General features: G+C 68.7%; 25 protein-coding genes, 3 tRNA genes and 1 pseudogene. 18 read left to right on the plus strand and 11 right to left on the minus strand.

What is annotated here, in order from left to right:
• Nucleotides 1-17: 17 nt before the first annotated feature.
• Genes L0D17_RS06275 through L0D17_RS06320 form a run of 10 tightly spaced genes read left to right on the plus strand, consistent with a single transcriptional unit; the run spans nt 18 to nt 8,199 of the window.
• Nucleotides 18-1,037: an ABC transporter ATP-binding protein gene (locus L0D17_RS06275; RefSeq protein ID WP_243094468.1), complete on the plus strand. Its 1,020-nt coding sequence runs from the start codon at nt 18-20 to the stop codon at nt 1,035-1,037.
• The gene (locus L0D17_RS06280; protein ID WP_243094469.1) at nt 1,034-2,017 is read left to right on the plus strand and encodes an ABC transporter ATP-binding protein; all 984 of its coding nucleotides are present in this window, start codon (nt 1,034-1,036) and stop codon (nt 2,015-2,017) included. Before L0D17_RS06275 ends, L0D17_RS06280 begins: the two co-directional genes overlap by 4 nt.
• A 50-nt stretch (nt 2,018-2,067) precedes the next feature.
• Nucleotides 2,068-2,694 (plus strand): CBS and ACT domain-containing protein, encoded by a 627-nt coding sequence (locus L0D17_RS06285; RefSeq protein ID WP_243094470.1) that lies wholly within the window; start codon nt 2,068-2,070, stop codon nt 2,692-2,694.
• Complete coding sequence (locus L0D17_RS06290; protein WP_243094471.1) at nt 2,688-3,815, plus strand: acetoin utilization protein AcuC; 1,128 nt, start codon at nt 2,688-2,690, stop codon at nt 3,813-3,815. The genes L0D17_RS06285 and L0D17_RS06290 overlap by 7 nt, the downstream gene beginning before the upstream one ends.
• Before the next feature lie 4 nt (nt 3,816-3,819).
• Complete coding sequence (gene ttuB / locus L0D17_RS06295; protein WP_039458783.1) at nt 3,820-4,017, plus strand: sulfur carrier protein TtuB; 198 nt, start codon at nt 3,820-3,822, stop codon at nt 4,015-4,017.
• 1 nt (nt 4,018) lies between these two features.
• The gene (gene ttuA / locus L0D17_RS06300) at nt 4,019-4,984 is read left to right on the plus strand and encodes a tRNA-5-methyluridine(54) 2-sulfurtransferase (protein WP_243094472.1); all 966 of its coding nucleotides are present in this window, start codon (nt 4,019-4,021) and stop codon (nt 4,982-4,984) included.
• Nucleotides 4,974-5,177, plus strand: coding sequence for a DUF1653 domain-containing protein (locus L0D17_RS06305; RefSeq protein ID WP_243094473.1), 204 nt, complete (start codon nt 4,974-4,976; stop codon nt 5,175-5,177). The genes ttuA and L0D17_RS06305 overlap by 11 nt, the downstream gene beginning before the upstream one ends.
• Before the next feature lie 49 nt (nt 5,178-5,226).
• Nucleotides 5,227-6,813: an alpha-amylase family glycosyl hydrolase gene (locus L0D17_RS06310; RefSeq protein WP_243094474.1), complete on the plus strand. Its 1,587-nt coding sequence runs from the start codon at nt 5,227-5,229 to the stop codon at nt 6,811-6,813.
• A 4-nt stretch (nt 6,814-6,817) separates the two neighbouring features.
• Nucleotides 6,818-7,459 (plus strand): class I SAM-dependent methyltransferase, encoded by a 642-nt coding sequence (locus tag L0D17_RS13540; RefSeq protein ID WP_341474677.1) that lies wholly within the window; start codon nt 6,818-6,820, stop codon nt 7,457-7,459.
• Nucleotides 7,450-8,199 carry a YkoF family thiamine/hydroxymethylpyrimidine-binding protein gene (locus L0D17_RS06320; protein ID WP_039458792.1) on the plus strand — a complete coding sequence of 250 codons (750 nt, stop codon included), beginning with the start codon at nt 7,450-7,452 and terminating at the stop codon, nt 8,197-8,199. The genes L0D17_RS13540 and L0D17_RS06320 overlap by 10 nt, the downstream gene beginning before the upstream one ends.
• A 20-nt stretch (nt 8,200-8,219) precedes the next feature.
• Here the strand turns inward: L0D17_RS06320 and L0D17_RS06325 are convergent.
• Nucleotides 8,220-8,307 (minus strand) — tRNA-Leu (locus tag L0D17_RS06325).
• Nucleotides 8,286-9,614 (minus strand): apolipoprotein N-acyltransferase, encoded by a 1,329-nt coding sequence (gene lnt / locus L0D17_RS06330; protein WP_243094475.1) that lies wholly within the window; start codon nt 9,612-9,614, stop codon nt 8,286-8,288. Before lnt ends, L0D17_RS06325 begins: the two co-directional genes overlap by 22 nt.
• Nucleotides 9,615-9,674: 60 nt before the next feature.
• On the opposite strand from lnt, the pseudogene L0D17_RS06335 reads away from it, so the two are divergent.
• Nucleotides 9,675-10,193 (plus strand): annotated as a pseudogene (locus tag L0D17_RS06335) (metallophosphoesterase family protein); the annotation flags it as partial.
• 6 nt (nt 10,194-10,199) lie between these two features.
• Here L0D17_RS06335 and queG read toward each other — a convergent pair.
• The gene (gene queG / locus L0D17_RS06340; RefSeq protein WP_341474678.1) at nt 10,200-11,432 is read right to left on the minus strand and encodes a tRNA epoxyqueuosine(34) reductase QueG; all 1,233 of its coding nucleotides are present in this window, start codon (nt 11,430-11,432) and stop codon (nt 10,200-10,202) included.
• A gap of 23 nt (nt 11,433-11,455) precedes the next feature.
• Between queG and L0D17_RS06345 the strand changes: the two genes are divergently transcribed.
• Genes L0D17_RS06345 through L0D17_RS06360 form a run of 4 tightly spaced genes read left to right on the plus strand, consistent with a single transcriptional unit; the run spans nt 11,456 to nt 14,157 of the window.
• The gene (locus L0D17_RS06345) at nt 11,456-12,460 is read left to right on the plus strand and encodes a homoserine dehydrogenase (RefSeq protein ID WP_243094477.1); all 1,005 of its coding nucleotides are present in this window, start codon (nt 11,456-11,458) and stop codon (nt 12,458-12,460) included.
• Between the two features lie 24 nt (nt 12,461-12,484).
• Nucleotides 12,485-13,540: a threonine synthase gene (thrC, locus tag L0D17_RS06350; RefSeq protein WP_039458806.1), complete on the plus strand. Its 1,056-nt coding sequence runs from the start codon at nt 12,485-12,487 to the stop codon at nt 13,538-13,540.
• Nucleotides 13,541-13,549: 9 nt separating this feature from the next.
• Nucleotides 13,550-13,864 carry a hypothetical protein gene (locus L0D17_RS06355; RefSeq protein ID WP_039458808.1) on the plus strand — a complete coding sequence of 105 codons (315 nt, stop codon included), beginning with the start codon at nt 13,550-13,552 and terminating at the stop codon, nt 13,862-13,864.
• On the plus strand, nt 13,861-14,157 hold the full coding sequence (locus L0D17_RS06360; RefSeq protein ID WP_039458809.1) for a hypothetical protein: 297 nt from the start codon (nt 13,861-13,863) through the stop codon (nt 14,155-14,157). Before L0D17_RS06355 ends, L0D17_RS06360 begins: the two co-directional genes overlap by 4 nt.
• Here L0D17_RS06360 and L0D17_RS06365 read toward each other — a convergent pair.
• Together L0D17_RS06365 and L0D17_RS06370 are read right to left on the minus strand one after the other, a co-directional pair.
• Nucleotides 14,130-14,468, minus strand: coding sequence for a hypothetical protein (locus L0D17_RS06365; protein WP_039458810.1), 339 nt, complete (start codon nt 14,466-14,468; stop codon nt 14,130-14,132). The genes L0D17_RS06360 and L0D17_RS06365 overlap by 28 nt on opposite strands.
• Nucleotides 14,461-15,891, minus strand: coding sequence for an ATP cone domain-containing protein (locus L0D17_RS06370; RefSeq protein ID WP_243094478.1), 1,431 nt, complete (start codon nt 15,889-15,891; stop codon nt 14,461-14,463). The genes L0D17_RS06365 and L0D17_RS06370 overlap by 8 nt, the downstream gene beginning before the upstream one ends.
• An 83-nt stretch (nt 15,892-15,974) precedes the next feature.
• On the opposite strand from L0D17_RS06370, the gene L0D17_RS06375 reads away from it, so the two are divergent.
• The 3 genes from L0D17_RS06375 (at nt 15,975) to L0D17_RS06385 (ending at nt 16,595) form a co-directional block, all read left to right on the plus strand.
• Nucleotides 15,975-16,049 (plus strand) — tRNA-Cys (locus tag L0D17_RS06375).
• 7 nt (nt 16,050-16,056) lie between these two features.
• A tRNA-Val gene (locus L0D17_RS06380) sits at nt 16,057-16,133 on the plus strand.
• A 72-nt stretch (nt 16,134-16,205) separates the two neighbouring features.
• The gene (locus L0D17_RS06385) at nt 16,206-16,595 is read left to right on the plus strand and encodes an NADH-quinone oxidoreductase subunit 15 (RefSeq protein ID WP_243094479.1); all 390 of its coding nucleotides are present in this window, start codon (nt 16,206-16,208) and stop codon (nt 16,593-16,595) included.
• Here the strand turns inward: L0D17_RS06385 and L0D17_RS06390 are convergent.
• From L0D17_RS06390 to L0D17_RS06415, 6 genes are read right to left on the minus strand one after another with little or no spacing between them, the layout of a single operon-like run.
• Entirely contained in the window at nt 16,592-16,990 is a 399-nt protein-coding gene (locus L0D17_RS06390; RefSeq protein ID WP_243094480.1) for a PaaI family thioesterase, read from the minus strand. The genes L0D17_RS06385 and L0D17_RS06390 overlap by 4 nt on opposite strands.
• Before the next feature lie 28 nt (nt 16,991-17,018).
• Complete coding sequence (gene hemW / locus L0D17_RS06395; protein WP_243094481.1) at nt 17,019-18,137, minus strand: radical SAM family heme chaperone HemW; 1,119 nt, start codon at nt 18,135-18,137, stop codon at nt 17,019-17,021.
• Nucleotides 18,138-18,142: 5 nt separating this feature from the next.
• The gene (locus tag L0D17_RS06400) at nt 18,143-19,363 is read right to left on the minus strand and encodes a glycerate kinase type-2 family protein (protein ID WP_243094482.1); all 1,221 of its coding nucleotides are present in this window, start codon (nt 19,361-19,363) and stop codon (nt 18,143-18,145) included.
• A 14-nt stretch (nt 19,364-19,377) separates the two neighbouring features.
• Nucleotides 19,378-20,661 (minus strand): glycolate oxidase subunit GlcF, encoded by a 1,284-nt coding sequence (gene glcF, locus L0D17_RS06405; protein WP_243094483.1) that lies wholly within the window; start codon nt 20,659-20,661, stop codon nt 19,378-19,380.
• Nucleotides 20,662-20,665: 4 nt separating this feature from the next.
• Nucleotides 20,666-21,718 carry an FAD-binding protein gene (locus L0D17_RS06410; RefSeq protein ID WP_243094484.1) on the minus strand — a complete coding sequence of 351 codons (1,053 nt, stop codon included), beginning with the start codon at nt 21,716-21,718 and terminating at the stop codon, nt 20,666-20,668.
• Nucleotides 21,708-23,087 carry an FAD-linked oxidase C-terminal domain-containing protein gene (locus L0D17_RS06415; protein ID WP_243094485.1) on the minus strand — a complete coding sequence of 460 codons (1,380 nt, stop codon included), beginning with the start codon at nt 23,085-23,087 and terminating at the stop codon, nt 21,708-21,710. The genes L0D17_RS06410 and L0D17_RS06415 overlap by 11 nt, the downstream gene beginning before the upstream one ends.
• Nucleotides 23,088-23,093 lie beyond the last annotated feature (6 nt).

Raw genomic sequence — 23,093 nt, forward strand, 5'->3', positions numbered from 1 at the left:
TGCCCGAAGGAGTGCGCATGGACGACAAGCGGCTGCTGGAGGTGAGAGACCTTAAGGTCCACTTCTTCACGGACGATGGCGTGGTGAAGGCGGTGGACGGGGTGTCCTTCCACGTGGACAAAGGGGAGACCCTGGCGGTGGTGGGGGAGTCGGGCTCGGGGAAGAGCGTGACTTCCTTGGCCATCATGCGGCTCATTCCCACGCCCCCGGGGCGGATTGTGGGCGGGGAGATCCTCTTCCGGGGGAAGGACGGCCAGGTGCGGGACCTCACCAAGCTCTCCGAGGCGGAGATGCGGCGCATCCGGGGTAACGACATCGCCATGATCTTCCAGGAACCCATGACGTCCTTGAACCCGGTGTACACGGTGGGGGACCAGATCGCCGAGGCCATCATGCTCCACCAGGGGAAAAGCCGGAAGGAGGCCATGGAGCTTGCGGCCCACATGCTGGACCTGGTGGGGATTCCCGAGCCCAAGAAGCGGCTTGCCAACTACCCCCATCAGATGTCCGGGGGAATGCGGCAAAGGGTGATGATCGCCATGGCCCTTTCCTGCAATCCCTCCCTCCTCATCGCCGACGAGCCCACCACGGCTTTGGACGTGACCATCCAGGCCCAGATTCTCGAGCTCATGAAGAAGCTCCAGGAGGAGATCGGCATGAGCATCCTCTTCATCACCCACAACCTTGGGGTGGTGGCGGAGATGGCGGACCGGGTGGTGGTGATGTATGCGGGGCGGGCGGTGGAGGAGGCGGACGTGGTGCCCCTTTTCAAAGAGCCCCTGCACCCCTACACCCGGGGGCTTCTGCACTCCGTGCCCCGGCTGGACCTGGCGGCGGAGCGGAGGGAGCGCCTCGAGGCCATCCCCGGAAACGTGCCGAACCCCCTGTACCTGCCCCCAGGGTGTGCCTTCCACCCCCGGTGCAAGCACTACGTGGAGGGCCTTTGCGACCGGGAGGTGCCACCCCTGGAGGACACGGGTGACGGCCGCCAGGTGCGGTGCGTGCGCTGGCGGGAGATCCGGGAGGTGCGGGCATGAGGGAGAACCAGGTCCTCCTGGAGATCCAAGACCTGAAAAAGCACTTTCCCATCCGCGGCGGGATCCTCTCCCGGGTGGTGGGAAGCGTCAAGGCGGTGGACGGGGTTTCCTTTGCCATCAAGAAGGGGGAGGTCCTGGGCCTGGTGGGGGAGTCGGGAAGCGGCAAGACCACGGTGGGCCGGACCCTGCTCCGCCTCATCGAGCCCACGGGGGGGCGCATCCTCTTCGATGGGCAGGACATCACGGACCTGCCCAAGGACAAACTCCGCCCCTACCGCCGCCGGATGCAGATCATCTTCCAGGATCCCTTCAGCTCCTTGAACCCCCGCATGACCGTGGGGGACATCATCGCCGAGCCCCTCATCATCCACGGGATCGGCAAGACGCCCCAGGAACGCACGGAAAGGGTGGCGGAGCTTCTTAAGCTGGTGGGGCTTTCCCCGGACCACATGCGCCGCTACCCCCATGAGTTCTCGGGCGGCCAGAGGCAAAGGATCGGCATCGCCCGCGCCCTTGCGGTGGCCCCGGACTTCATCGTGGCCGACGAGCCGGTTTCCGCTTTGGATGTATCCATCCAGGCCCAGGTGGTGAACCTTCTCCAGGACCTTAAGGAGGAGCTGGGCCTGACCCTCCTCTTCATCGCCCACGACCTGGCGGTGGTGGAGTACATCTCCGACCGGGTGGCGGTGATGTACCTGGGCAAGGTGATGGAGGTTGCCTCCTCGAAGGAGCTTTACCGCAATCCCAAGCACCCCTACACCGAGGCCCTGCTCTCGGCGGTGCCCATTCCTGACCCCACGGTGAAGCGGGAGCGCATTGTGCTCCAGGGGGACATCCCTTCCCCCATCAACCCCCCTTCGGGGTGCGTCTTCCGCACCCGTTGCCGCTACGCCCTCCCCGAGTGCGCCCACACCGTGCCCGAACTCAAGGAGGTTTCCCCCGGGCACTACAAGGCCTGCATCCGGGACGACATTCTTTAAAGGGCGTGGCGGGTAGGATACCCCCCTTCGTGGGGGGGTATACTCTTTTCATGCTGGTCAAGGACGTGATGCGCTCCCCCGTGGTCACGGTGGGGCCGGAGGCCACGCTGGAGGAGGCGTACCGCCTGCTTTTAGAACGGGGCATCCGCCACCTGCCCGTGGTGGCGGGAGGGCGGCTTCTTGGCATCATCACCGACCGGGACATTCGCCTGGCCACGAGCCACCTGAACCCTAAGGGGCCATGTCCCACCTGCGCCAGGGTGGAGGAGGTCATGACCAAGGAGGTGGTCACCGCCCACCCCTTGGACCCCGTGGAGGAGGCGGCCCGGGTGATGCGGGAGCGGAAGATCGGCTCCTTGCCCGTTTTGGAGGACGGCGCACTCGTGGGGATCGTCACCGGCATAGACCTGCTGGATGCCCTCTTGAAGCTCACCGGGGTCACGGAGCCCTCGGGTCGGCTGGAGGTGCGGCTGCCCGATCGAGTGGGGGAGCTCGCCCGGCTCACGGGGTACTTGGCGGGGCGGGGGGTGAACATCCACTCCCTCCTCTCTTACCCGGAGGACGGGGACTTCGTGCGGGCGGTGGTGCGGGTGAACACCTTGGAAACCCACCTCCTGGCGGAGGGCCTGAGGCGGGAAGGGTTTGACGTGCTTTGGCCGCCCAAGAAGCCATGGTGATCTACCGGGACGAGTACCGCCTTTACAACTTCGGCCCGGATCACCCCTTCTCCCCGGTGCGGCTGGAGATGCTCACCTCCCTCCTCCAGGCCCTGGGGGTGTGGCGGGCGCCCCTTTTTCCTCCCGAGGCCACCCGGGAGGAGGTGCTTACCGTCCACTCGGAGCGCCTGGTGAGGCGGGTGGAGGCGGCAAGCCGAGGGGAAAGGGTGCCGGATCTGGAGCACTACGGCCTGGGCACGGGGGACACCCCCGTCTTCCCCGGCATGGAACGGGCGGCAAGGGTCTTGGTGGGGGGGACCCTCGAGGGGGCGCGGCGCATCCTCGCCGGGGAAAAGCGGGTTTTGCAACTGGGGGGCGGCCTGCACCACGCCCAGTACGACCGGGCCTCGGGGTTTTGCGTGTACAACGACCTTTCCGTGGCCATCCGCCACCTGACCCGGGCTGGGCTGAGGGTGGCTTACCTGGACATTGACGTCCACCACGGGGACGGGGTGCAGTGGATCCACTACGAGGAGAAGGAGGTCCTCACCCTAAGCCTCCACGAGTCCGGCCGCTACCTCTTCCCCGGCACCGGGCACGTGCACGAGGTGGGCCGGGGGGAAGGGGTGGGGAGGAAGCTCAACCTTCCCCTGGAGCCCTTCACGGAGGACGAAAGCTACCTCGAGGTCTTTGAAGCCCTGGTGCCCTGGGCCTTGCGGGCCTTCCGGCCCGACGTCCTGGTGGTGCAGGCGGGGGCGGACGCCCACTACCTTGACCCCTTGGCGGACCTACTCCTCACCACCCGGGCCTACGAGAGGCTTTTCCGCCTGATCCTGGAGTACGCCGAGGCCTACACGGGGGGGCGGGTCCTCATCACCCTGGGGGGTGGGTATAGCCTGGACGGGGCGGTGCGGGTCTGGACCCTTCTTTACCACGTCTTCCACGGCCTGCCCTTGCCGGAGCGCCTGCCCGAGGGGTGGCTAAAGGCTTGGGAGGAGCGGCTTGGGCGGCCCCTTACCCCTACCCTCCACGACCCGGAGGCGCCTTACCCGGAAATCCCCCGCAGGCCGGAGATTGTGAAGCGCAACCGCCTGACCCTGGAGCGGCTCACAGAGCTTGTCTCCCCCTACCTGCTAGACTAGCGGGGTGAAGGTGGTTTTGCGCCTGCCCGAGCGCAAGGAGGTGGAGGTCCGGGGAAACCGGCCCCTGAAGGAAGTTCTTTTGGAGCTTGGCCTCAACCCGGAGACGGTGGTGGCCATCCGCGAAGAGGAGCTCCTCACCCTGGACCAGGTGGTGGGGGACGAGGAGCGAATAGAGGTGCTCTCCGCCATCTCGGGAGGCTAGGGTGGTCTGCAAGGTTTGCGGGGAAAAGGCCCAGGTGGAGGTGCGCTCCCGGGGGTTTGCCCTTTGCAAGGCGCACTACCTGGACTGGTTCGTGAAGGAAACGGAAAAGGCCATCCGCCGCCACAAGATGCTTTCGCCGGGGGAGCGGGTCTTGGTGGCGGTTTCCGGGGGGAAGGACTCCTTGGCCCTGTGGGATGTGCTGAGCCGCCTGGGCTACCAGGCGGTGGGGCTCCACATTGAGCTCGGCATCGGGGAGTATTCCCGGCGGAGCCTCGAGGTCACGGAAGCCTTCGCCCGGGAAAGGGGCCTCCCGCTTCTGGTGGTGGACCTGAAGGAGGCCTACGGCTTCGGGGTGCCGGAGCTTGCCCAGCTCTCCGGGCGGGTGGCCTGCTCCGCCTGCGGCCTTTCCAAGCGCTACATCCTGAACCAGGTGGCGGTGGAGGGGGGCTTCCGCGCCGTGGCCACGGGCCACAACCTGGACGACGAGGCGGCGGTCCTCTTCGGCAACCTCCTAAACCCCCAGGAGGACGCCCTGGCCCGCCAAGGGCCGGTCCTCCCGGAGAAGCCCGGCCTCGCCGCCCGGGTCAAGCCCTTCTACCGCTTTAGCGAGCGGGAGGTCCTCTCCTACACCCTCCTCCGGGGCATCCGCTACCTGCACGAGGAGTGCCCCAACGCCAAGGGGGCCAAAAGCCTCCTCTACAAGGAGGCCCTGAACCTGGTGGAGAAGGAGATGCCGGGGGCTAAGCTCCGCTTCCTCGAGGGCTTTCTGGAAAAGGTCCAACCTCGCCTTCAGGGGGAAGGGGAGGTGGCCCTGAGGGAGTGCGAGCGCTGCGGCTACCCCACCACGGGGGCGGTCTGCTCCTTCTGCCGCATGTGGGAGGCGGTGTACCGCAAGGCCAAGAAGCGGAGGCTCCTGCCCGAGGAGGCGGTCTTCCACCCCCACGCGGAGCCCACCCGTGCCGGTTGAGCCAGGGCTTCACCGCCGCCACAAGGGAGGGCTTTACCGGGTCCTTTTCCTGCCCCGCCGCTCGGAAACGGAGGAGCTGGTGGCCTACCAAGCCCTCTATGGGGAAGGCGGCTGCTGGGCCCGGCCCCTGGCCAGCTGGCTCGCCCCGGTGGAGGGGCGGTGGGTGCCCCGCTTCCCGCCCTGCGAGGGGTGAGGGGCTGGAAGCTCTTCCACCCCCGGGCCGGGGGGAATAGACTGGGGGCATGTGGTGGAAAGAGGCGGTGATCTACCAGGTTTACCCCCGGAGCTTTCAGGACACGGACGGCGACGGCATCGGGGATCTGGAGGGCGTGAGGCGGCGGCTTCCCTACCTCAAGTCCCTGGGGGTGGAGGCCATCTGGCTTTCTCCCTTCTACAAAAGCCCCATGCGGGACTTCGGCTACGATGTGGCCGACCACTGCCAGGTGGATCCCATCTTCGGGAGCCTTCAGGACTTTGACCGCCTCCTGCAGGAGGCCCACGCCCTGGGGATTAGGGTCCTCGTTGACCTGGTGCCCAACCACACCTCCAACGAGCACCCGTGGTTCTTGGAGTCCCGCGCCTCCCGGAATAGCCCCAAGCGGGACTGGTACGTCTGGGCTGACCCCGCCCCGGATGGGGGCCCCCCCAACAACTGGCAGAGCTTTTTCGGTGGCCCCGCCTGGACCCTGGACGAGGCCACGGGCCAGTATTACCTCCACCAGTTCCTCCCGGAGCAGCCCGACCTCAACTGGCGCAACCCCGAGGTGCGGGAGGCCATCTACGAGGTGATGCGCTTTTGGCTCCGGCGGGGAGTGGATGGGTTCCGGGTGGACACCCTTTGGCTTTTGGCCGAGGACCTCCTCCTGCGGGACGAGCCCGGCAATCCCGACTGGCGCCCGGGCATGTGGGACCGGGGGCGGCACCTCCACCTCTACACCGAGGACCAGCCGGAGACCTACGCCTACGTGCGGGAGATGCGCTACGTGCTGGACGAGTTTTCCACCCCGGGGCGGGAGCGGATCATGGTGGGGGAGATCTACCTGCCCTATCCCCAGCTGGTGCGCTACTACCAGGCGGGTTGCCACCTGCCCTTCAACTTCCACCTGATCTTCCGGGGCCTTCCCGACTGGCGCCCTGAGAACATCGCCCGCATCGTGGAGGAGTACGAGAGCCTCCTCAGGCCCGCGGACTGGCCCAACTGGGTCCTCGGCAACCACGACCAGCCCCGCCTCGCCTCCCGCCTGGGGGAGGCCCAGGCCAGGGTGGCGGCCATGCTCCTCTTCACCCTGCGGGGCACCCCCACCTGGTACTACGGGGACGAGCTCGCCCTCCCCAACGGGGAGATCCCCCCCGAGAAGGTGCAGGACCCGGCCGCTTTAAGGCAAAAGGGGCGCAAGGGGGAGCATGGCCTTCCCCCGGGCCGCGACCCCGAGCGCACCCCCATGCCCTGGGACGACTCCCCCTACGCCGGTTTTTCCACCACGGAGCCCTGGCTTCCCCTGAACCCCGACTGGAAGACCCGAAACGTGGCCGCCCAGGAAAAGGACCCCCGCTCCATGCTCCACCTGGTGCGCCGCCTCATCGCCTTAAGGAAGGACCCGGAGCTCCTCTATGGGGCCTACCGCACCTACGTCGCCCAAGGGGGCGTTTACGCCTACCTGAGGGGGGAGGGTTGGATCGTGGCCCTGAACTTCACGGACAAGGAGCGGGCCCTGGTCCTGCCTCGAGGGGGGCGGGTGGTCCTCTCCACCCACCTGGACCGGGAGGAAGGGGTGGGGGAGCGCCTTCTCCTGTGCCCGGACGAGGGCGTGGTCCTCCGGTTAGACTGAGGGCGTGGAGGATCCCTTCCAGGGCTTGGCGGAGGCCTACGAGGCTTGGTACGAGACCCCTTTGGGGGCCTACGCCATTGCCGAGGAGGAGCGGGCGCTGTGGGCCCTTCTTCCCCCTGGGGAAAGTCTCCTGGAGGTGGGGGCGGGGACGGGCTACTGGCTCAGGCGCCTTCCCTACCCCAGGAAGGTGGGGGTGGAGCCCTCGGCGGCCATGCGCCGGGTGGGGATGCGGCGGACCGCCGGGGTGGAGTGGGTGGCCGCCCATGGGGAGGCCTTGCCCTTTCCCGACGGGGCCTTTGACGTGGTCCTCCTCTTCACCACCCTGGAGTTCGTGGTGGACGTAGAGCGGGCCCTGGCCGAGGCCAGGCGGGTCCTGAGGCGGGGCGGGGCCCTGGTGGTGGGGATCCTCGAGGCCCTCTCCCCTTGGGCTGCCTTCTACCGCCGCCTGGGGGAAAGGGGGGTCCGCCCCTGGACCCACGCCCGCTTCCTCGCCCGGGAGGACCTGTTGGCCCTCCTGGGCCCCCCCGAGGCGGAAGGGGGGGTGGTCCACCTGGCCCCGGAGGCCGAACCCCCTTACGCGGAGGCGGACCGGGCAGGGCGGCGGGCAGGGAACCGCCCTGCCCTATACTTGGGGAGGTGGCGGTGAAGGCCCTCTTTGCCCTCTACCCCCTTCTCCAGGGGGACTACCGCGCGGTGGAGAAGGCCCTGCAGGCCTTAGAGGGAAGCGGGGTGGACCACCGGGTCTTCCCCACCCATACGGAGCTTTCCGGGGAGGAGGACAAGGTTTTCGCGGCCCTGCGGGAGGCCTTCCGGAGGGCGGCGGAGGAGGGAGCCGTGGTCTTGTGGGCCCTCCTCACCAACGCCTGCGAGGCCCGGGACCCCTTCCGCCAGGAGGAGCGGCTTCGCCGCTTTCCCCCTTTGGCCATCGCCCAAAAGGCCCTGGAGGGCATGGAGGCCAAAAGCGCCCTGGACATCGGCACCGGCACCGGGGTCTTCGCCGAGGCCTTCGCCCGGCTTGGGCTTTTCGCCGTGGGCCTGGACCCGCGGGCGGACCGCCTGGAGGTGGCCCGGGCCAAGGTGAAGGGGGCGCGGTTCGTGGAGGGAAGGGCGGAAAGCCTTCCCTTTCCCGAGGGGAGCTTTGACCTGGCCTTCTTCGGCCTCTCCCTCCACCACCTAGACCCCCTTCCCGCCCTAAGGGAGGCGGCGAGGGTGGCCCGGCGGGTGGCGGTGCTGGAGTGGCCCCACCGGGAGGAGGCGGTGGGCCCCCCCTTGGCCCGGCGCCTCTCCCCGGAGGCCCTGGAGGACCTCTTCCGCCGGGCTTTGGGAAGCCCGCCCCGCCTCCACCTGGAGGCGGATTGGGTGTTGGCCTTGTGGGAAAAGGACTAAAGGCCCCTTGGGGGGGCCTTTGGTGCCGGGGGCGGGACTCGAACCCGCACGCCCTCATCGGGCAACAGATTTTGAGTCTGCCGCGTCTACCTGTTCCGCCACCCCGGCAGACGCACCCTAAGGATAAGGCCAAGGAGGAAAATGGTCAACGCCAGGGCCACCGCCCAATCCCCAAGGCGTACGTAAGGGGTTTTGCCCTCCTTAAGGGCGTAAGGGGCGAGGAGGAAGCCCTCCTGGTGCGGGGGGATGGCCGCCACCACCCGGCCGAAGGGGTCCACGCTGGCGGTGACGCCGTCGTTCCCCGCCCTTAGGAGCCAAAGGCCCGTTTCCACCGCCCTAAGCCTTCCCATGGCGAAGTGCTGCCTGCCGCCGAAGGAGGGGCCGTACCAGGCGTCGTTGGTGAGGAGAACGAGGACCTTAGCCCCCTCCCGGGCGAGGGCCAGGGCCACGGAGGGGAAGGCGGACTCGTAGCAGATGAAGACCCCATAAGGCCCCAAGGGGGCCACCCGCTTCCCGGGGGTGCGGTCGGCCAGCTCCCCCAGGCCGAAGGCGCGGAAGAAGAAGCCGTAGGCCCCACCCAGAACTTCCCGGAAGGGGAACCGCTCCCCGAAGGGGACCAGCCGGGTCTTGTCGTAGTGGGCCAGGATCCCTCCCCCTTGGTAGAGCACCGCCCGGTTGGGGCCGAAGAGGTTGAGCCCGGTGAGGAGGGGGCGGCCTTGGAGGAGGGCGTCCACGGAAGGAGGGATGCGCCACACCGCGGTTTCCGGCCAGACGATGAGGTCCGCCCCCTTTTGGGCGAGGCCTTCTCCCGTGAGGCGGAGGTAAACGCTTTCGTCCAACTCCCCTTGCACCTTGGCCAAGGGGTTGAGGTTGCCCTGGACCAGGAGGGCTTTTTGCGTCCCCGCCACCTTGGGCAAGGGCAAAAACCAAAGGAGGGCCCAGGGGAGGAGGGCCCATAGGTGCCTCCGGGCAAGCCCGTAGGCGGCGAGGAGGACCAGGAGGGAGAGGAAATAGACCCCGCCCAGGCTCGCCAGGACCCGGCCCGGGGCTTCCACCAGGGCGTAGCCCAAAAACCCCCAGGGGAAGGCCAGCTCCCCTTGCTCCGTGAGCCACTCCAGCACCACCCACCCCCCCACCCGCATGAGGGGCGAGGGGGTGAGGGCGAAGAGGAGGCCGAAGGAAAGGGCCTTCACCAGGACCAGGGGCAAAAAGGGAAGCGCCCCCAGGGGGCCGAAGAGGCTGGCGAAGCTTTGGGGAAGCCAGAGGAGGTGGAGACCCCAGAACCCCACCCCGGCCAGGAAGCCTTCCCGGAAGCCCCCCCGGAGCAGGAAGGCTAAGGGCAAGGGGGCCAGAAAGCCCAAGGGGAAGGGGGGGAGGGTAAGGGCGAGGGCAAGGCCCAGGAGGAAGGGGCGCACCCTTCCACCATAAGGTTCGTTTGTGAGATTGACCAGGCGGGGCTATGGCAGAATGGTCCCATGCGCCTCGGGGTTCTTTCCGATATCCACGCCAACCTGCCCGCCCTCGAGGCCGCCCTGGAGGCCCTAAGGGCCGAGGGGGTGGACGAGGTTTTGGTCCTGGGGGACATGGTGGGCTACGGGCCCCATCCAAGGCAGGTGGTGCGCCGCCTTATGCAGGAGGGGTTTCCCGCCATCGCCGGGGCCTGGGACCTAAGGGTGGCTTATCCCGTGGATGGCGCCGTTCCCGAGGGCCTGGGAAAAGCTACCTTGGCCTGGACGCGAAGCCAGCTGGGGGAAAGGGAGCTCGCCTACCTCCGCTCCCTGCGGCTTTCCCACCGGAGGACCTATGGGGCGACCCGCCTCGTGGCCTTCCACGGCAAGCCGGGCTGCCCGGAGGAGCACCTGGACCTCCTGGGCCCGGCCCGGGAGTTCTTAGCCCTCCTGGAGCGCTTTAGCGCCAAGGTCCTCCTTTTGGGCGGGTGCCACCTGCCCCTCGCCCGGCGGGTGGGGGCGGGGCTCGTGGCGGACCCCGGGAGCGTGGGGCTAAGCCTCTCTGGGGAATCCGGGGCCGACGCCCTCCTCCTGGACACGGACACCCTCGAGGCCCGCTTCCTCAAGGTCCCCTACGACCTGGGCCCCGTCCTCTTTGACCTCCGGGCCTGGGGCCTGCCCCCCGCCCTGGAAAAGGTCTACCGCACCGGGCGCTTCCAGTAGGGCTTGGGCCTCCCGCCGCACCTCGGGGTCGGGGTCCTTGAAGAAGCCCTCTATGGGCCTTCCCGCCCGGAAGAGGGCGTGGAGGGCGGTGCGGCGCACCAGGGGGCTTGGGTCCAGCGCCGCCTCCGCCATGAGGTCTTCCCCCAGGCCCAGGTTGGAGAGGACGATGAGGGCGTTGCGGGCCAGGCGGGGCCTTCCCGCCCGCAGGAAGGCGGTTCCGGCGTACTTCCTTTGGAAGGCCCGGTGGGAGAGGCGGAAGAAGTCCCAAAGGTCCGGGTGGGCCAGCTCGGGCTCCGGGCGGAAGCCGGGCCACGCCCTTCCGAACCGCTCCCAGGGGCAGGCCTCCCCGCAGAGGTCGCAGCCGAAGAGCCAGTCCCCGATCCCGGGCCAGAGGGAGGGGGGAATGAAGCCCTTGTGCTCAATGGTCAGGTAGCTCACGCAAAGCCGGGCGTCCAGGGTGCCGTCCCCTAGGAGGGCCCCCGTGGGGCAGGCGGGAAGGCAGCGGGCGCAGCGGCCGCAGCGGTTGGGGTGGAGGGGCGGGGGCTCCACCTCCAAGGAGGTGAGGAGGACGGCCAAGAAGGCGTGGACCCCAAAGGCCTGGGAGAGGAAGTAGCCGCTTCTGCCGATCCAGCCCGCCCCCGAGCAGGCGGCTAAGGTGCGCTCGGAAAGGGGCCCGTGGTCCACGTACCCCTTGGCCCACACCCCAAGGTCCTCCGCCACCGCCTCGAGGCGCCCAAGCTCCTCCCCCAAAGCGAGGTGGTAGTCCCGCGTCCAGGCATAGCGGGCCACCCGGCCCACCCGGAGGCCCCCTGGGGGCTTCCCGGGGTCAGGGTAGGCGTAGGGGGCGAAGAGGAGGAGGGCGCTTCGGGCCTCGGGAAAGCGGCGCCGGGGGTCAAAGCGCTCCTCCACCCGCCGTTCCAAGTAGGCCATCCCCCCGTGCCGGCCCCCTTCCAGCCAGGCCTGGAAGCGGGCCTTGGCCGCTTCCGAAGGCGAAAGGGGAGCCCAGGCCACCCCCAGGCCCCGCGCCCGGGCCGCCTCCTCCAGAAGGGCCTTGGCCTCCACCCCCTTAGCCTATAATCCCTTCCATGGAACGGCTCAACCTCGCCCTCCTTGGGGGCGGCACCGTGGGAAGCGCCTTTTACGCCTTGGTCCAGGAGCGGCGGGAGGAGCTGGCCGCCTTGGGCTTCGCTCCCCGCTTCCTGGGGGTCTTGGTGCGGCACCCCAAGAAGCCGAGGGCCATCCCGGAAGAACTCCTCCGGGTGGAGCCCTTTGACCTTTTGGAAGCCGACGTGGTGGTGGAGGCCCTCGGGGGGGTGGAGGCGCCCCTAAAGCTCCTCCTCCCCGCCCTGGAGGCGGGCGTTCCCCTCATCACCGCCAACAAGGCCCTCCTGGCGGAGGCCTGGGAGGCCCTCCGCCCCTTCGCCGAGGAGGGCCTCATCTACCACGAGGCCAGCGTCATGGCGGGCACCCCCGCCCTCTCCTTTGTGGAAACCCTTAGGGGAAGCGAGGTCCTGGAGCTCCACGGCATCCTGAACGGCACCACCCTTTACATCCTCCAGGAGATGGAAAAGGGGCGCACCTACGCCGAGGCCCTGGCCGAGGCCCAGCGCCTGGGCTACGCCGAGGCCGACCCCACCTTGGACGTGGAGGGAATAGACGCCGCCCACAAGCTCACCCTCCTGGCCCGCCTCCTGGTGGACCCCGCCTTCCCCTTTGGGGCGGTGGAGGCCCGGGGCATCGCCCGCCTCACCCCTGGGCTCCTCCAGGAGGCGGCGGCCCAGGGCAAGCGGGTGCGCCTCCTGGCAAGCCTCTACGGGGAAGGGGGAAGGTGGCGGGCAAGGGTGGCCCCAAGCCTCCTTCCCCTGGACCACCCCTTAGCCCAAGCCCGGGGGAACGCCCTTTGGGTGAAGACCCGGCCCCTGGGGGAGGTCTTCATCACCGGCCCCGGGGCGGGGGGCGGGGCCACGGCCAGCGGGCTCTTCGCCGACCTCCTCCGCCTCCTTTCCGGGGCCCCGGGGCACCTGCCCGCCCCCCGGGCCAAGCCGCCCTTGGCGGAGGGGAGCCCCTTTCCCGAGGTCTTGACCCGGTAGCCTCCTCCCTGGGAGCATATCCCCATGCGCCTTCCCCTCATTGAGCGCTACCGGGCCCACCTGCCCGTCTCGGAGAAGACGCCGGTGATCAGCCTCCTGGAGGGCTCCACCCCCCTAGTTCCCCTCAAGGGCCCCAAGGAGGCCCGGGAGCGGGGCATCCAGCTTTTCGCCAAGTACGAGGGCCTAAACCCCACGGGAAGCTTCAAGGACCGGGGCATGACCCTGGCGGTGGCCAAGGCGGTGGAGGCGGGGGCGGAGGCCATCGCCTGCGCCAGCACCGGGAACACCGCCGCCTCGGCCGCCGCCTACGCCGCCCGGGCGGGGATTAAGGCCATCGTGGTCCTGCCCGCGGGGTACGTGGCCTTGGGCAAGGTGGCCCAGAGCCTGGTCCACGGGGCCCGCATCGTCCAGGTGGAGGGCAACTTTGACGCGGCCCTCCGCCTCACCCGGGAGCTCACGGAGCGCTACCCCGTGGCCCTGGTGAACTCCGTGAACCCCTTCCGGCTGGAGGGCCAGAAGACCCTGGCCTTTGAGGTGGTGGACGAGCTTGGGGATGCCCCCCACTACCACGCCCTTCCCGTGGGCAACGCTGGGAACATCACCGCCCACTGGCAGGGGTATAAGGAATACCGCGCCCTGGGCAAGGCCAAAAAGCTTCCCAAGATGCTGGGCTTCCAGGCGGCGGGGGCGGCCCCCTTGGTCCTGGGGCGGCCGGTGGAGAAGCCCGAGACCCTGGCCACCGCCATCCGCATCGGCAACCCGGCGAGCTGGCAGGGGGCGGTGCGGGCCAAGGAGGAGTCGGGAGGGGTCATAGAGGCGGTGACGGACGAGGAGATCCTGGCCGCCTACCGCTACCTGGCGGAGGAGGAGGGCCTATTCTGCGAGCCGGCCAGCGCCGCGGCCATGGCCGGGGTGTGGAAGCTCCTTCGGGAAGGCCGCCTAGAGCCGGGAAGCACCGTGGTCCTCACCCTCACCGGCCACGGCCTCAAGGACCCCGCCACCGCGGAGCGGGTGGCCCGGCTTGACCCCCCGGTGCCCGCCCGCCTCGAGGCGGTGGCGAAAGCCGCGGGCCTTTGGTAGGCTTCGGGTATGCCGGAGGCCAAGCGCGCGCGCAAAAAGGTGCCGGAGCCCTTCCCCGGGGCCTACTACCTGGCGGGGGCCATCACCATCGCCCTCATGCTCCTCTTCCTGGCCCTGGGGGCGAGCCTGCCCCCGGGGGTGGCGGGGTTTTTGGTGGCCTTCATCCTGGGCCTCACCGTGAACCCCAAGTACGTGCCCTACTTCCTGGCGGCGGGGGTGTTCTCGGCGGTGATGGGCTTTTTGGGGCGGGAGCCGCAGGTGGCCTGGGGTGGGGTGGCCCTGGCCCTCTCCCAGCTTTTGGTCCGCCGCCTCGTCCGGGAATGAACCCCACCCGCCTCTCCCAGTCCTTGGCCCTTTTGGGCGTGGCCCTTTACGTCTACTTTCTCCTCCTGCGCCCGAACCAGGAGGGGATGGCCCTGGCCGTGGGCCTCTTCGTGGGCACCATGGGGGTGGCGTACGGGGAAAAGCCCTTCCCCGTGCCCTTCTTCCTGGGGCTTTACGGGGTGCTTTTCCTCCTCCAGCTCCTCTTTGGCCACCCTTGGCCTTTCCTCCTGGGGGGGCTTTTGGGGGTGGGGCTTCCTTACCTCCTTTACCGCTTGCGGAAGCCCGCTAGGTAAAGGAGGCTTCCCAGGAGCATCCCCTCCCCCAAGGTGGGGAGGTAGAGGAGGAACTCCCGCACATCCAGCCGCAGGTAGAGGAGGAGGGGCCAGGGGGTGAGGGCCCAGGCCAGGTCCGGCCTCCCGTAGCCCGCCGCCAGGAAGAGCCCCGCCCCAAGGCCCCGGAGGTAGGCAAGCCAGCCCGAGCCCAGCTCGTTTTGGTAGACGAAGAAGAGCAGGTTTAGCCAGATTCCCAAAACCCAAAGGGGCAGGCGCCTTTCCAGGCGGAAGGCCAGGGCCAGGAGCACGGCGAAGGCCAAAGCCTCAAGCACGGCCCACCTCCGCTTGGCCCCGGGCCTCGAGGTAGGCCACCAGCACCTCAAAGGCCTTTTCCACCGCCTCGTCCAGGTCCTCCCCGGGGATGGTGGGGACGCCCTCCTCCTGGGCCCAGCGGAGGAGGTGGTCTTGGATGAGGCGGATCTCGGCGAAGTGGGCCAAGTACTTGCCCTTGGGCCGAGCGTGGCCCGTTTCCTTGTCCCGCAGGTGGAAGCGGTCTTGGTGGAGCTTCTCGTCCTGCAAGTAGACCAGCATGGGCACGGTGAGGACCCGGTCCTGGTAGGGATGTTCCAGGTAGCGTGGCACCACGTGCACCCCTTCCAAGACGATGGAGGTGCCCTCCAAGGCGCTCCTTTCCTGGATGGCCCTAAGGCCCACCGCCACCCGGGCCACCTGGTCCAGGAAGCCCCTCAGGACCCTGGCCTCGTGGCTTTCCTGGGAAAGCTCGGGCATGAGGGCCTTCCAGGCCTCAAAGGTGGAAAGGTGCAGGGTGGGGAGGAGGTCTTTGGACAAGGAGGCGCGGAAGACCTCCCGCACGGCGTCCGAGGGGACGATGTGGGTGATGCCCAGGCGGTAGGCCAAGGCCGAGGCCAGGACGCTTTTGCCCACCCCCGTCACCCCCCCAATAAGGATGTGCACCGGGCGGGCGCTCCGGCGCAGGTGCCTTAGGAGGAGGTAACGCCGGGCCACCTCCTCCCCCGCTTCCTTGAGCAAGGCTTGGTAGACCCGTTCCCGGAGCTCCGGGCGCCGGATGACCTGGATGCCCGCCCGCCTAAGCGTTCCTTCAATCTCCCGGGCCAGGCGGTAGGCCTGCTCGGGGGAAAGGCCGATGCCCATGAGGGACTGGGCCAGGATGCCCTTGGAAAAGGGCATGCGGGGTTCACCGCCTTCTTCCTCTACAAAAAGCTCCCCGGCGAAGGCCCGCCGCTCCAGGTAGCGCCGTTTGGCCGCCTGGCCCTTGATCCGGCCCACCTCCTGCGCCACCACCTCCTCCAGGCGGCGGGCGGAAATCTGCTTAATGCCCTCATCCCGCAGGCGTTCTTCCACCCTTTTGGCAAGCTCGTGGGCTTCCTTGAGGGAAAGCCCCGCCTCCTCCAGGCTTCGCGCCAGAAGCCCCTTAGAGAAGGGGCGGCGCCGATGGCCCGCCAGGACCAGGATCTCCTCAAAGGGGAGGGTCTTGTGGGCCAGGGTCTCCGCCGCCTCCTGGCCCAGGACCTTGGCCACTTCCTCCAAAAACACCTGGCGGAGGCGGCGGGGGGTCACCTCTTTATAGCCTTCCGCCTTGAGCCGCTCCTCCACCGTGTGGGCCAGGGCCTGGGCGGCCTCGAGGGGCACTCCCAAGGGCAGGAGCGCCTCCACCAATAGCCCCTTGGAGAAGGGCCACCGCCCCCGCTTGAGGCGCACGAAGACCTCGCTCATTGCCTGGCATCATAACACCTTTCCCTTGGTTATGGGCTTTCTTGACACTCCTCCTGGCCTCGTGCTAAGCTACCTTACGGCTTGGCGCCGTAGCCAAGTGGTAAGGCAGAGGTCTGCAAAACCTCCATTCGCCGGTTCGAATCCGGCCGGCGCCTCCAAAAGCGCGGGCGCGTAGCTCAGGTGGCCAGAGCACTACCTTGACACGGTAGGGGTCGGTGGTTCAAGTCCACTCGCGCCCACCAGGCCAAACCCCTGGGGCAACCCGGGGGTTTTCCCTTGGGCGCTTGCGGGGGGCTTCGGGGTATACTCGGGCCATGAGCGCCGCTCACGAACGCGAGCTATACCAGGCCTGGGTGGAACTCCTTTCCTGGATGCGGGCGTACGCCGAGGAAAAGGGCGTGCGTTTTGAGAAAGAGGCGGACTTCCCCGACTTCATCTACCGCATGGAAAGGCCCTATGACCTCCCCACCACCATCATGACCGCTTCCCTCTCCGACGCCTTAGGCGAGCCTTTTCTCCTGGCCGATGTTTCCCCCCGCCACGCCAAGCTCAAGCGCATCGGCCTCCGCCTGCCTCGGGCCCACATCCACCTCCACGCCCATTACGAGCCCGGCAAGGGCCTGGTGACGGGGAAGATCCCCCTCACCAAGGAGCGCTTCTTCGCCCTGGCGGACCGGGCCCGGGAAGCCCTGGCCCTGGCCTAAACCTGGCTGATGGTCCCCTGGGCCAGGGCGATGAGCCGTGGCTCAGGCTCCTCGCTGTAGGCCTCCCCTTGCACCACGGCGAGGCGCTTGCCGGCATGGACCACCCGGCCCACGGCCCGAAGCCTTCCCCCCTTGGCGGGGCGGAGGAAGTTCACCTTGAACTCCACGGTGAGGACCTGGGGGCCCAGGGCAAGCCCGCCGGCGAAGGTGAGGGCGTTATCCAAGAGGGCGCTGATGACCCCGCCGTGGACCACCCCGAGGTGCTGGTAGAACTCGGGCCGCACCTTCAGGGCGAACTCCACCATCCCCACCTCCACCCGCACCACCTCCGCCCCCAGGTGCTGGGTGAAGGGCTGGGCTTGGGCCACCTGTTCCGCCAAGGCCTTTAGGTCCATGGGCCACCTCCTTAGACTTGGTCAAAGTTTAGCCCGCCCCTGCGTGGCCTTCAAGGGCTTCCCAGAGGGCGAGGATGACCGGATGGAGGAGGGAAAAGGTCTTTGGGGTGGGGCGGAGCCGCGTGCCCTCCAGCTGGAGGAGCCCCGCTTCGGCCAGCTCCTGGGCTTTTCCCCTGAGGAGGGGGAAGAGGGAAAGGCCGCTTCGCGCCTCCACCTCGGCCAGGTCCACCCCCTCCTTCAGCCTTAGGCCCAGCATGAGGCTTTCCTTGGCGTGCTCCAGGGGGGAGATGGCCTCCTCCTTGGGGGCTTCCCCGGCGAGCCAGCGGGGGAGGGGGGGGTTGGTGCGCCGCAGGGCGTAAGCCGGGCCCTCCCCCGGGTACTGCCCCGTGGCGGCAGGCCCCAGGGCGAGCCAAAAGCCGGCCCGCCAGTAGACCAGGTTGTGCTGGGCCTCTTCCCCCTTGCGGGCGAAGTTGGAGACCTCGTAGCGCTCTAGGCCCGCTTCCCCAAGGATGGCCTCGGCCCGCTCCATGGCCCAGGCCTCCCGCTCGGGGTCCTCCTTTAGGCCGAGAAGGGCGAAGGGGGTTCCCTCCTCCACCTGCAAGGTGTAGGCGGACACGTGCCCCACGCCTAAGGAGGCTGTCTCCTTTAAGTCTTTTCCCACCTCCTGCATGGGCAGGCCCAGGATGAGGTCTAGGGAGACGCGAAAGCCCGCTTCCAGGGCCATCTCCACCGCCCTCAGGGCACCCTTGCGGCCGTGGGCCCGGCCGAGGAAGCGGAGGACCGCTTCCTGGAAGCTCTGCACCCCTAAGGAGAGGCGGTTCACCCCAAGCTCCTTTAGGAGCCGAAGGCGGGCGGGGTTCAAGGTGCCGGGGTTAGCCTCGAGGGTCACCTCCGCCCCTTCCGCCAGGGACCAGGGGAGGGCCTGGAAGAGGGCCACCAGCTCCCGGTCCCGCAGGTAGCTCGGGGTGCCCCCGCCCAGGTAGAGGGTCTTAAGGGGATGGGGGTAGCGGGCGTGGAGGAGGGCGGCTTCCTCCCTTAGGCGCTTCAGGTAGGCCTCCACCCACCCGGGCCCCCGGCGCACCACGTGGAAGTCGCAGTAGGGGCAGAGGGTGGGGCAGAAGGGGACGTGGACGTAGAGGCTCGTCAACCCCTTCAGTCTACCAGGAGAAGGCGGAAATCGTTCAGGTTCGTGCCCGTGGGGCCGGTGACCAAGAGGGTGCCCACTTGATGGAAAAAGCCCAGGCCATCGTTCTCCTCCAGGAAGGGCCTGGGGTCCAGGCCCTTTTCCCAGACCTCAGGGGTGAGGAGGGCCCCCGCCGCCCCGCTATTCCCGTCCAGGCCGTCCGAGTCCGCGGCCAGGGCGTAGAGGGGGCGCTCCAGGTGGGCGTAGAGGGCGAGGAGGAACTCCAGGTTCCGCCCCCCCTTGCCCTTTCCCGTCACCCGCACCTGGGCCTCGCCCCCCGAAAGGAGGAAGAGGGGTTTGCGAAAGGGTACCCCGTGGCTCCGGATGGTTTCCGCAAGCTCGGCGTGGAAGCGGGCCAGGGCCCGGGCCTCCCCCCCGAAGCGGTCGGAGAGGACCACAGCCCGGTGCCCCTCCCGCCGCAGGAAGGCCTGGGCCGCTCGGAGGAGGTGGAGGTTCGCCCCCACCAGGCGCCAGGTGAGGCGCCTTAGCGCGGGGTCTTGGGGCTTGAGGGTTTCCTTAAGCCTTCCCTTGGCCCCCGCCTCCAGCACTTCCCGGGCTTCGGGGAAGGCGAGACCGTAGCGGTCCAGGACGGCCAGGGCCTCGGCGTAGGTGGTGGGATCGGGGTGGAAGGGCCCGGAGGCGATGACGCTGGGGTCGTCCCCCGGGACGTCGGAGAGGAGGAGGGCGTGGACCTTGGCCTTTGTGGCGAGGAGGGCCCGGCCCCCCTTGATGCGGGAGAGGTGCTTGCGCACGGCGTTGATCTCCTGGATGCTCGCCCCGCTTCGCAGGAGGGCCTGGGTGAGGGCCTGCTTTTCCGGGAGGCTTATCCCTAAAGGGGCGCACCAAAGGGCGCTCCCGCCCCCCGAGAGGAGGGCGAGGACCTTGGCCTTGGGGGATAGGGCCTTCAGGAGGCTCAGGACCTCTTCCGCCGCCCGGACGCTTTCCCCATCGGGCACGGGGTGGCGGGCGAAGACCGCCTTCAGGCCCAAGGGGTCTTGCCCCTGGGGCAGGGTGAGGTGGTAGGGGACCTCCCCATACCGGTCCAGGGCCGCCCGGAGCATGGGGGCCGCCGCTTTGCCCACGGCGAGGACCAGGTCGGGCCGGAAGGGGGGAAGGGCCCTTAGGGTGAGGCGGTAGGGGTCCGTGGCCTTCAGGGCCTGGTGGAAGGCTTCCTTCAGGAGGGCTTCCATCCCACGCCCGCTTGTCAAAGCCTGGTCCCCGGCTTCTCCCCGCTTAAGGGGTCCTTCCCCTCGTAGAGGAGGGCGAGGAGCTCCGCCGTGTGGAGCGCGGGGGTGCCCTGGAGGTAGGCGCTGATCTGGGTGAGGCAGCCGATGTTGCCCGTGACCACCAGGTGGGGCTCGGTGGCCTTAAGGTTTTCCGCCTTGCGCCGGCCCAGGGCCTCGGCGATCTCCGGCTGGAAGAGGTTGTAGGTGCCGGCGGACCCGCAACAGAGCTCCCACTCCTTGGGCTCCACGACCTCGAGGCCCGCCGCCCTTAAGAGCCTCCTGGGGGCCTCCCGCACCCCTTGGGCGTGGGCCAGGTGGCAGGCGTCGTGGTAGGCCACCCTGAGGGGGGTTCTGGGGGGTGGGGGCGGGGTGAAGCCGAGCTCGTCCAGGAGGACGGTGAGGTCCTTTACCTTGGCCGCCAAGGCCCGGGCCGCCTCCTCCTCGGGCTCCCCCAGGAAGAGGAGGGGGTACTCCTTCATCCCCGAGCCGCAGCCGGCGGCGTTGCTGACCACGTAGTCCACATCTTGGAAGACCTTTAGGTTATTTCGAGCCAGGGCCCTTGCCCCCTCCTTGTCCCCAGCGTGGAGGTTTAAGGCCCCACAGCAGGCCTGCTCCCGGGCCACCACCACCTCAACCCCGTTTTCCTGGAGAACCTTTATGGTGGCCTGGTTGATGGAGGGCCTGAGCACCCTTTGGGCGCACCCCAAAAGGAGCCCCACCCGGGCCTTCCTTTCCCCCTTGGCGGGGTAGATCTCTAGGTAGGGGGCTTCCGTGGGAAGGCGCTCGGGGAGGAGGTCCAAGGGCGCCTTGAGGGGCTTGGGGAGGGGAAGGGGCTTTAGGAGGGGCTTGAGCCGGGTGGCGAGCTCCGCCAGGGGCCGGAAGCGCTCTGGGTGGGGAAGGGTGCGGAGGAGGGCCAGGCGGTAGACCCTTTCCAGGGGGTAGCGGTGGCGCTTCTCCTCCGTGTGGAGGCGGAAGGTGGCGATGAGCTCGCCGTAGGGCACCCCGCTCGGGCAGGCGGTGACGCAGGCCTGGCAGGCCAGGCACCGGTCCAGGTAGGGAAGGGCCTCCTCCAGGGGCAGGGCCCCTTCCAGGACCTCCTTCATGAGGAAGATCCGCCCCCGGGGGGAGTCCATCTCCTCCTGGAGGACCACGTAGGTGGGGCAGGTGGGGAGGCAGAAGCCGCAGTGGACGCAGGCCTCAATGGCGTGGGCCATCACCTCCCCTTCCTGGCCCAAGGCTTCCACGGGAATGCGGTGCTGCATGCTCTCACCCTAAGGGAAAGCGGCCCCGTGGGTCCAGGGCCCGTTTCAGCTTGGCGAAGAAGGCTTCAGGGGGCGGTGGATAAAGGGGGTCTTCCGCCCCTTTGAGGACCAGGTGGGGAAAGCCCGCCCGCCTCAGGGCCTCTAGCCCTTCGGGGCCCGTGCCGGCGTAGAGGACCTCCCCGCCGTCCAGGTAGCGCCGGGGCCCCAGGGGAAGCCCCTCCAGCCGCGCCACCTCCTGGGGCTTGGCCGGCACCTTCACCCAGATGGGGCTTCCCTCCAAAAAGCGGAGGTCCCGCACCTCCTCCCAGTGGACCCCGTCCTCCTCCAGGACCTCCGTTTGGGCCCCCTCCTGGGCCAGGAGGGCTTTTAGGCCTTCCAGACGGGCCTTTAGGCTTTTGGGAAACCCCCCCAGGCGGAGCTCCAGGGTGGCGGGGGGGACGAGGTCCAGGGCCAGAAGGTCCAGGGGGAGGAGGCGTAGCCTTTCCAAGGCGGAAAGGGCCTCGTTTAGGCTTGGCATCTTCGCCCGGAGGGTCCTCGTGGCCCTAGGGTAGGGGAAGACCTTGAAGGAGAGCTCCACCATGACGCCAAAAGCCCCCAAGGAGCCCACCATGAGGCGGTGGAAGGGGAAGCCGGCGGCGTTTTTCACCACCTTGCCCCCACCCCGCACCACCCTTCCCTCCCCGTCCACGAAGCGCACCCCCAGGAGGAAGTCCCTAAGGCCCCCATAGCGGTGGCGCAAGGGCCCGGAAAGCCCCGCCGCCACCGTGCCCCCCAGGGTGGCCCCCTTCCCCTTCAGGGGCGGGTGGAAGGGAAGGTACTGCCCGTGGGCCCTTAGGGCCTCCTCCACCTCGGCGATGGGGGTCCCGGCCCAGGCGGTGAAGACGAACTCCTCCGGGGTGTACTCCAGGATGCCGGAAAGCCCCGAGAGGTTTAGGCTCACCTCCCCCTCCCGGGGGGCGGAGAGGGCGGGCTTGGTCCCCCCGCCTTTGGGCCTCAAGCGGGGGTAGGCCCGCACCGCCTCCACCACCTCCTTCAGGGTGCTTGTCCTAACCTCCATGGACCACCTCCGGGAGGACCTTGCCCCGGTTGGCGAGGCCCTTGGGGTCCAGGGCCCGCTTCACCCGTTCCATGGCCAGGAGGTCCTCCGGGGCGAACATCTCCGGCATGTAGGTCTTCTTCTCCACCCCGATGCCGTGCTCCCCCGTGAGGGAGCCCCCAAGGCGCACGCAGAGCCTGAGGATCTCCCCAGCCAGGGCCTCCGCCCTTTCCAGCTCCCCGGGCTTCTTGCCGTCGTAGAGGACCAAGGGATGTAGGTTCCCGTCCCCGGCGTGGAAGACGTTGGCCACCCTGAGCCCGTGGGCCTGGGAGAGCCTTTGGATCTCCCTCAGGGCCTCCCCCAGTCGGCTTCGCGGCACCACCCCGTCCTGGACCAGGTAGTCGGGGGAAAGCCGGCCCACGGCGCTGAAGGCCGCCTTGCGCCCCTTCCAGATGGCCTGGCGCTCCGCCTCGCTCCCCGCCACCCGCACGGCGTAGGCCCCGCTTTCCCGGATCACCTCCTCCAAGACCTGGGCCTCCTCCGCCACCTCCTCCTTGGGGCCTTCCAGCTCCACGATGAGGAGGGCCTCCGCCTCCGGGTAGCCCGCCCTCACCGCCTTTTCCGCCGCCTCTATGGCCAGGCGGTCCATGATCTCCATGGCCCCGGGCAGAAGCCCCCGCCGGATCACCAGGCTCACGGCGTTCCCCGCCTCCTCTAGGCTCCTGTAAGCGGCGAGGAGGGTGTGGTAGGCCTCGGGCTTGGGAAGGAGCCTTAAGGTGATCTCCACCGCCACCCCCAAAAGCCCCTCCGTGCCCACGAAGAAGCCGTGGAGGTCGGGTCCCACCCCCTCTAGGCTTTCCCCCCCGAGGCGCACCACCTCCCCCTCCGGGGTCACCACCTCGAGGCCCAGGACGTGGTTCGCCGTCATCCCGTACTTCAGGCAGTGGGCCCCCCCGGAGTTGAAGGCCACGTTGCCGCCGATGGTGGAGACGGGTTGGCTGCTGGGGTCTGGGGCGTAGTAGAGGCCGAAGGGGGCCGCCTGGCGGGAAACCTCCAGGTTCACCACCCCGGGCTCCACCACGGCGATCCGGGCCTTGGGGTCCAGGCGCAGGATGCGGTTCATGCGGTTTAGGGCGAGGACGATCCCCCCCTCCACGGGCAAGGAGCCCCCGCTGAGGCTCGTGCCGCTTCCCCGGGCCACGAAGGGGACGCCGTGGCGGTGGCAAAGCCGCACCACCGCCACCACCTCCTCCTTGCCCTCGGGCAGGACCACCGCCAAGGGGCGCTTGCGGTAGGCGGTGAGGGCGTCGGACTCGTAGGGGGCGAGGGCCGCCTCATGGGTGAGGACCCTGCCGGGCAAAAGGGCCTTGAGTTCTTCCAAAAAGCCCACGGCTTC

Origin of the sequence: Thermus thalpophilus, assembly GCF_022760915.1 — a bacterium.
GTDB lineage: Bacteria > Deinococcota > Deinococci > Deinococcales > Thermaceae > Thermus > Thermus thalpophilus.

Excerpts from the sequence above, each read along its gene's own strand:
- L0D17_RS06355 (WP_039458808.1), top strand. The coding sequence starts at position 13,550 with ATGCCGGAGGCCAAGCGCGCGCGCAAAAAGGTGCCGGAGCCCTTCCCC.
- thrC (WP_039458806.1), top strand. The coding sequence starts at position 12,485 with ATGCGCCTTCCCCTCATTGAGCGCTACCGGGCCCACCTGCCCGTCTCG.
- L0D17_RS06275 (WP_243094468.1), top strand. The coding sequence starts at position 18 with ATGGACGACAAGCGGCTGCTGGAGGTGAGAGACCTTAAGGTCCACTTC.
- L0D17_RS06310 (WP_243094474.1), top strand. The coding sequence starts at position 5,227 with ATGTGGTGGAAAGAGGCGGTGATCTACCAGGTTTACCCCCGGAGCTTT.
- glcF (WP_243094483.1), bottom strand. The coding sequence starts at position 20,661 with ATGCAGCACCGCATTCCCGTGGAAGCCTTGGGCCAGGAAGGGGAGGTG.
- L0D17_RS06290 (WP_243094471.1), top strand. The coding sequence starts at position 2,688 with ATGGTGATCTACCGGGACGAGTACCGCCTTTACAACTTCGGCCCGGAT.
- L0D17_RS06400 (WP_243094482.1), bottom strand. The coding sequence starts at position 19,363 with ATGGAAGCCCTCCTGAAGGAAGCCTTCCACCAGGCCCTGAAGGCCACG.
- L0D17_RS06370 (WP_243094478.1), bottom strand. The coding sequence starts at position 15,891 with ATGAGCGAGGTCTTCGTGCGCCTCAAGCGGGGGCGGTGGCCCTTCTCC.
- L0D17_RS06385 (WP_243094479.1), top strand. The coding sequence starts at position 16,206 with ATGAGCGCCGCTCACGAACGCGAGCTATACCAGGCCTGGGTGGAACTC.
- L0D17_RS06345 (WP_243094477.1), top strand. The coding sequence starts at position 11,456 with ATGGAACGGCTCAACCTCGCCCTCCTTGGGGGCGGCACCGTGGGAAGC.
- L0D17_RS06360 (WP_039458809.1), top strand. The coding sequence starts at position 13,861 with ATGAACCCCACCCGCCTCTCCCAGTCCTTGGCCCTTTTGGGCGTGGCC.
- L0D17_RS06390 (WP_243094480.1), bottom strand. The coding sequence starts at position 16,990 with ATGGACCTAAAGGCCTTGGCGGAACAGGTGGCCCAAGCCCAGCCCTTC.
- L0D17_RS06280 (WP_243094469.1), top strand. The coding sequence starts at position 1,034 with ATGAGGGAGAACCAGGTCCTCCTGGAGATCCAAGACCTGAAAAAGCAC.
- L0D17_RS06410 (WP_243094484.1), bottom strand. The coding sequence starts at position 21,718 with ATGGAGGTTAGGACAAGCACCCTGAAGGAGGTGGTGGAGGCGGTGCGG.
- L0D17_RS06285 (WP_243094470.1), top strand. The coding sequence starts at position 2,068 with ATGCTGGTCAAGGACGTGATGCGCTCCCCCGTGGTCACGGTGGGGCCG.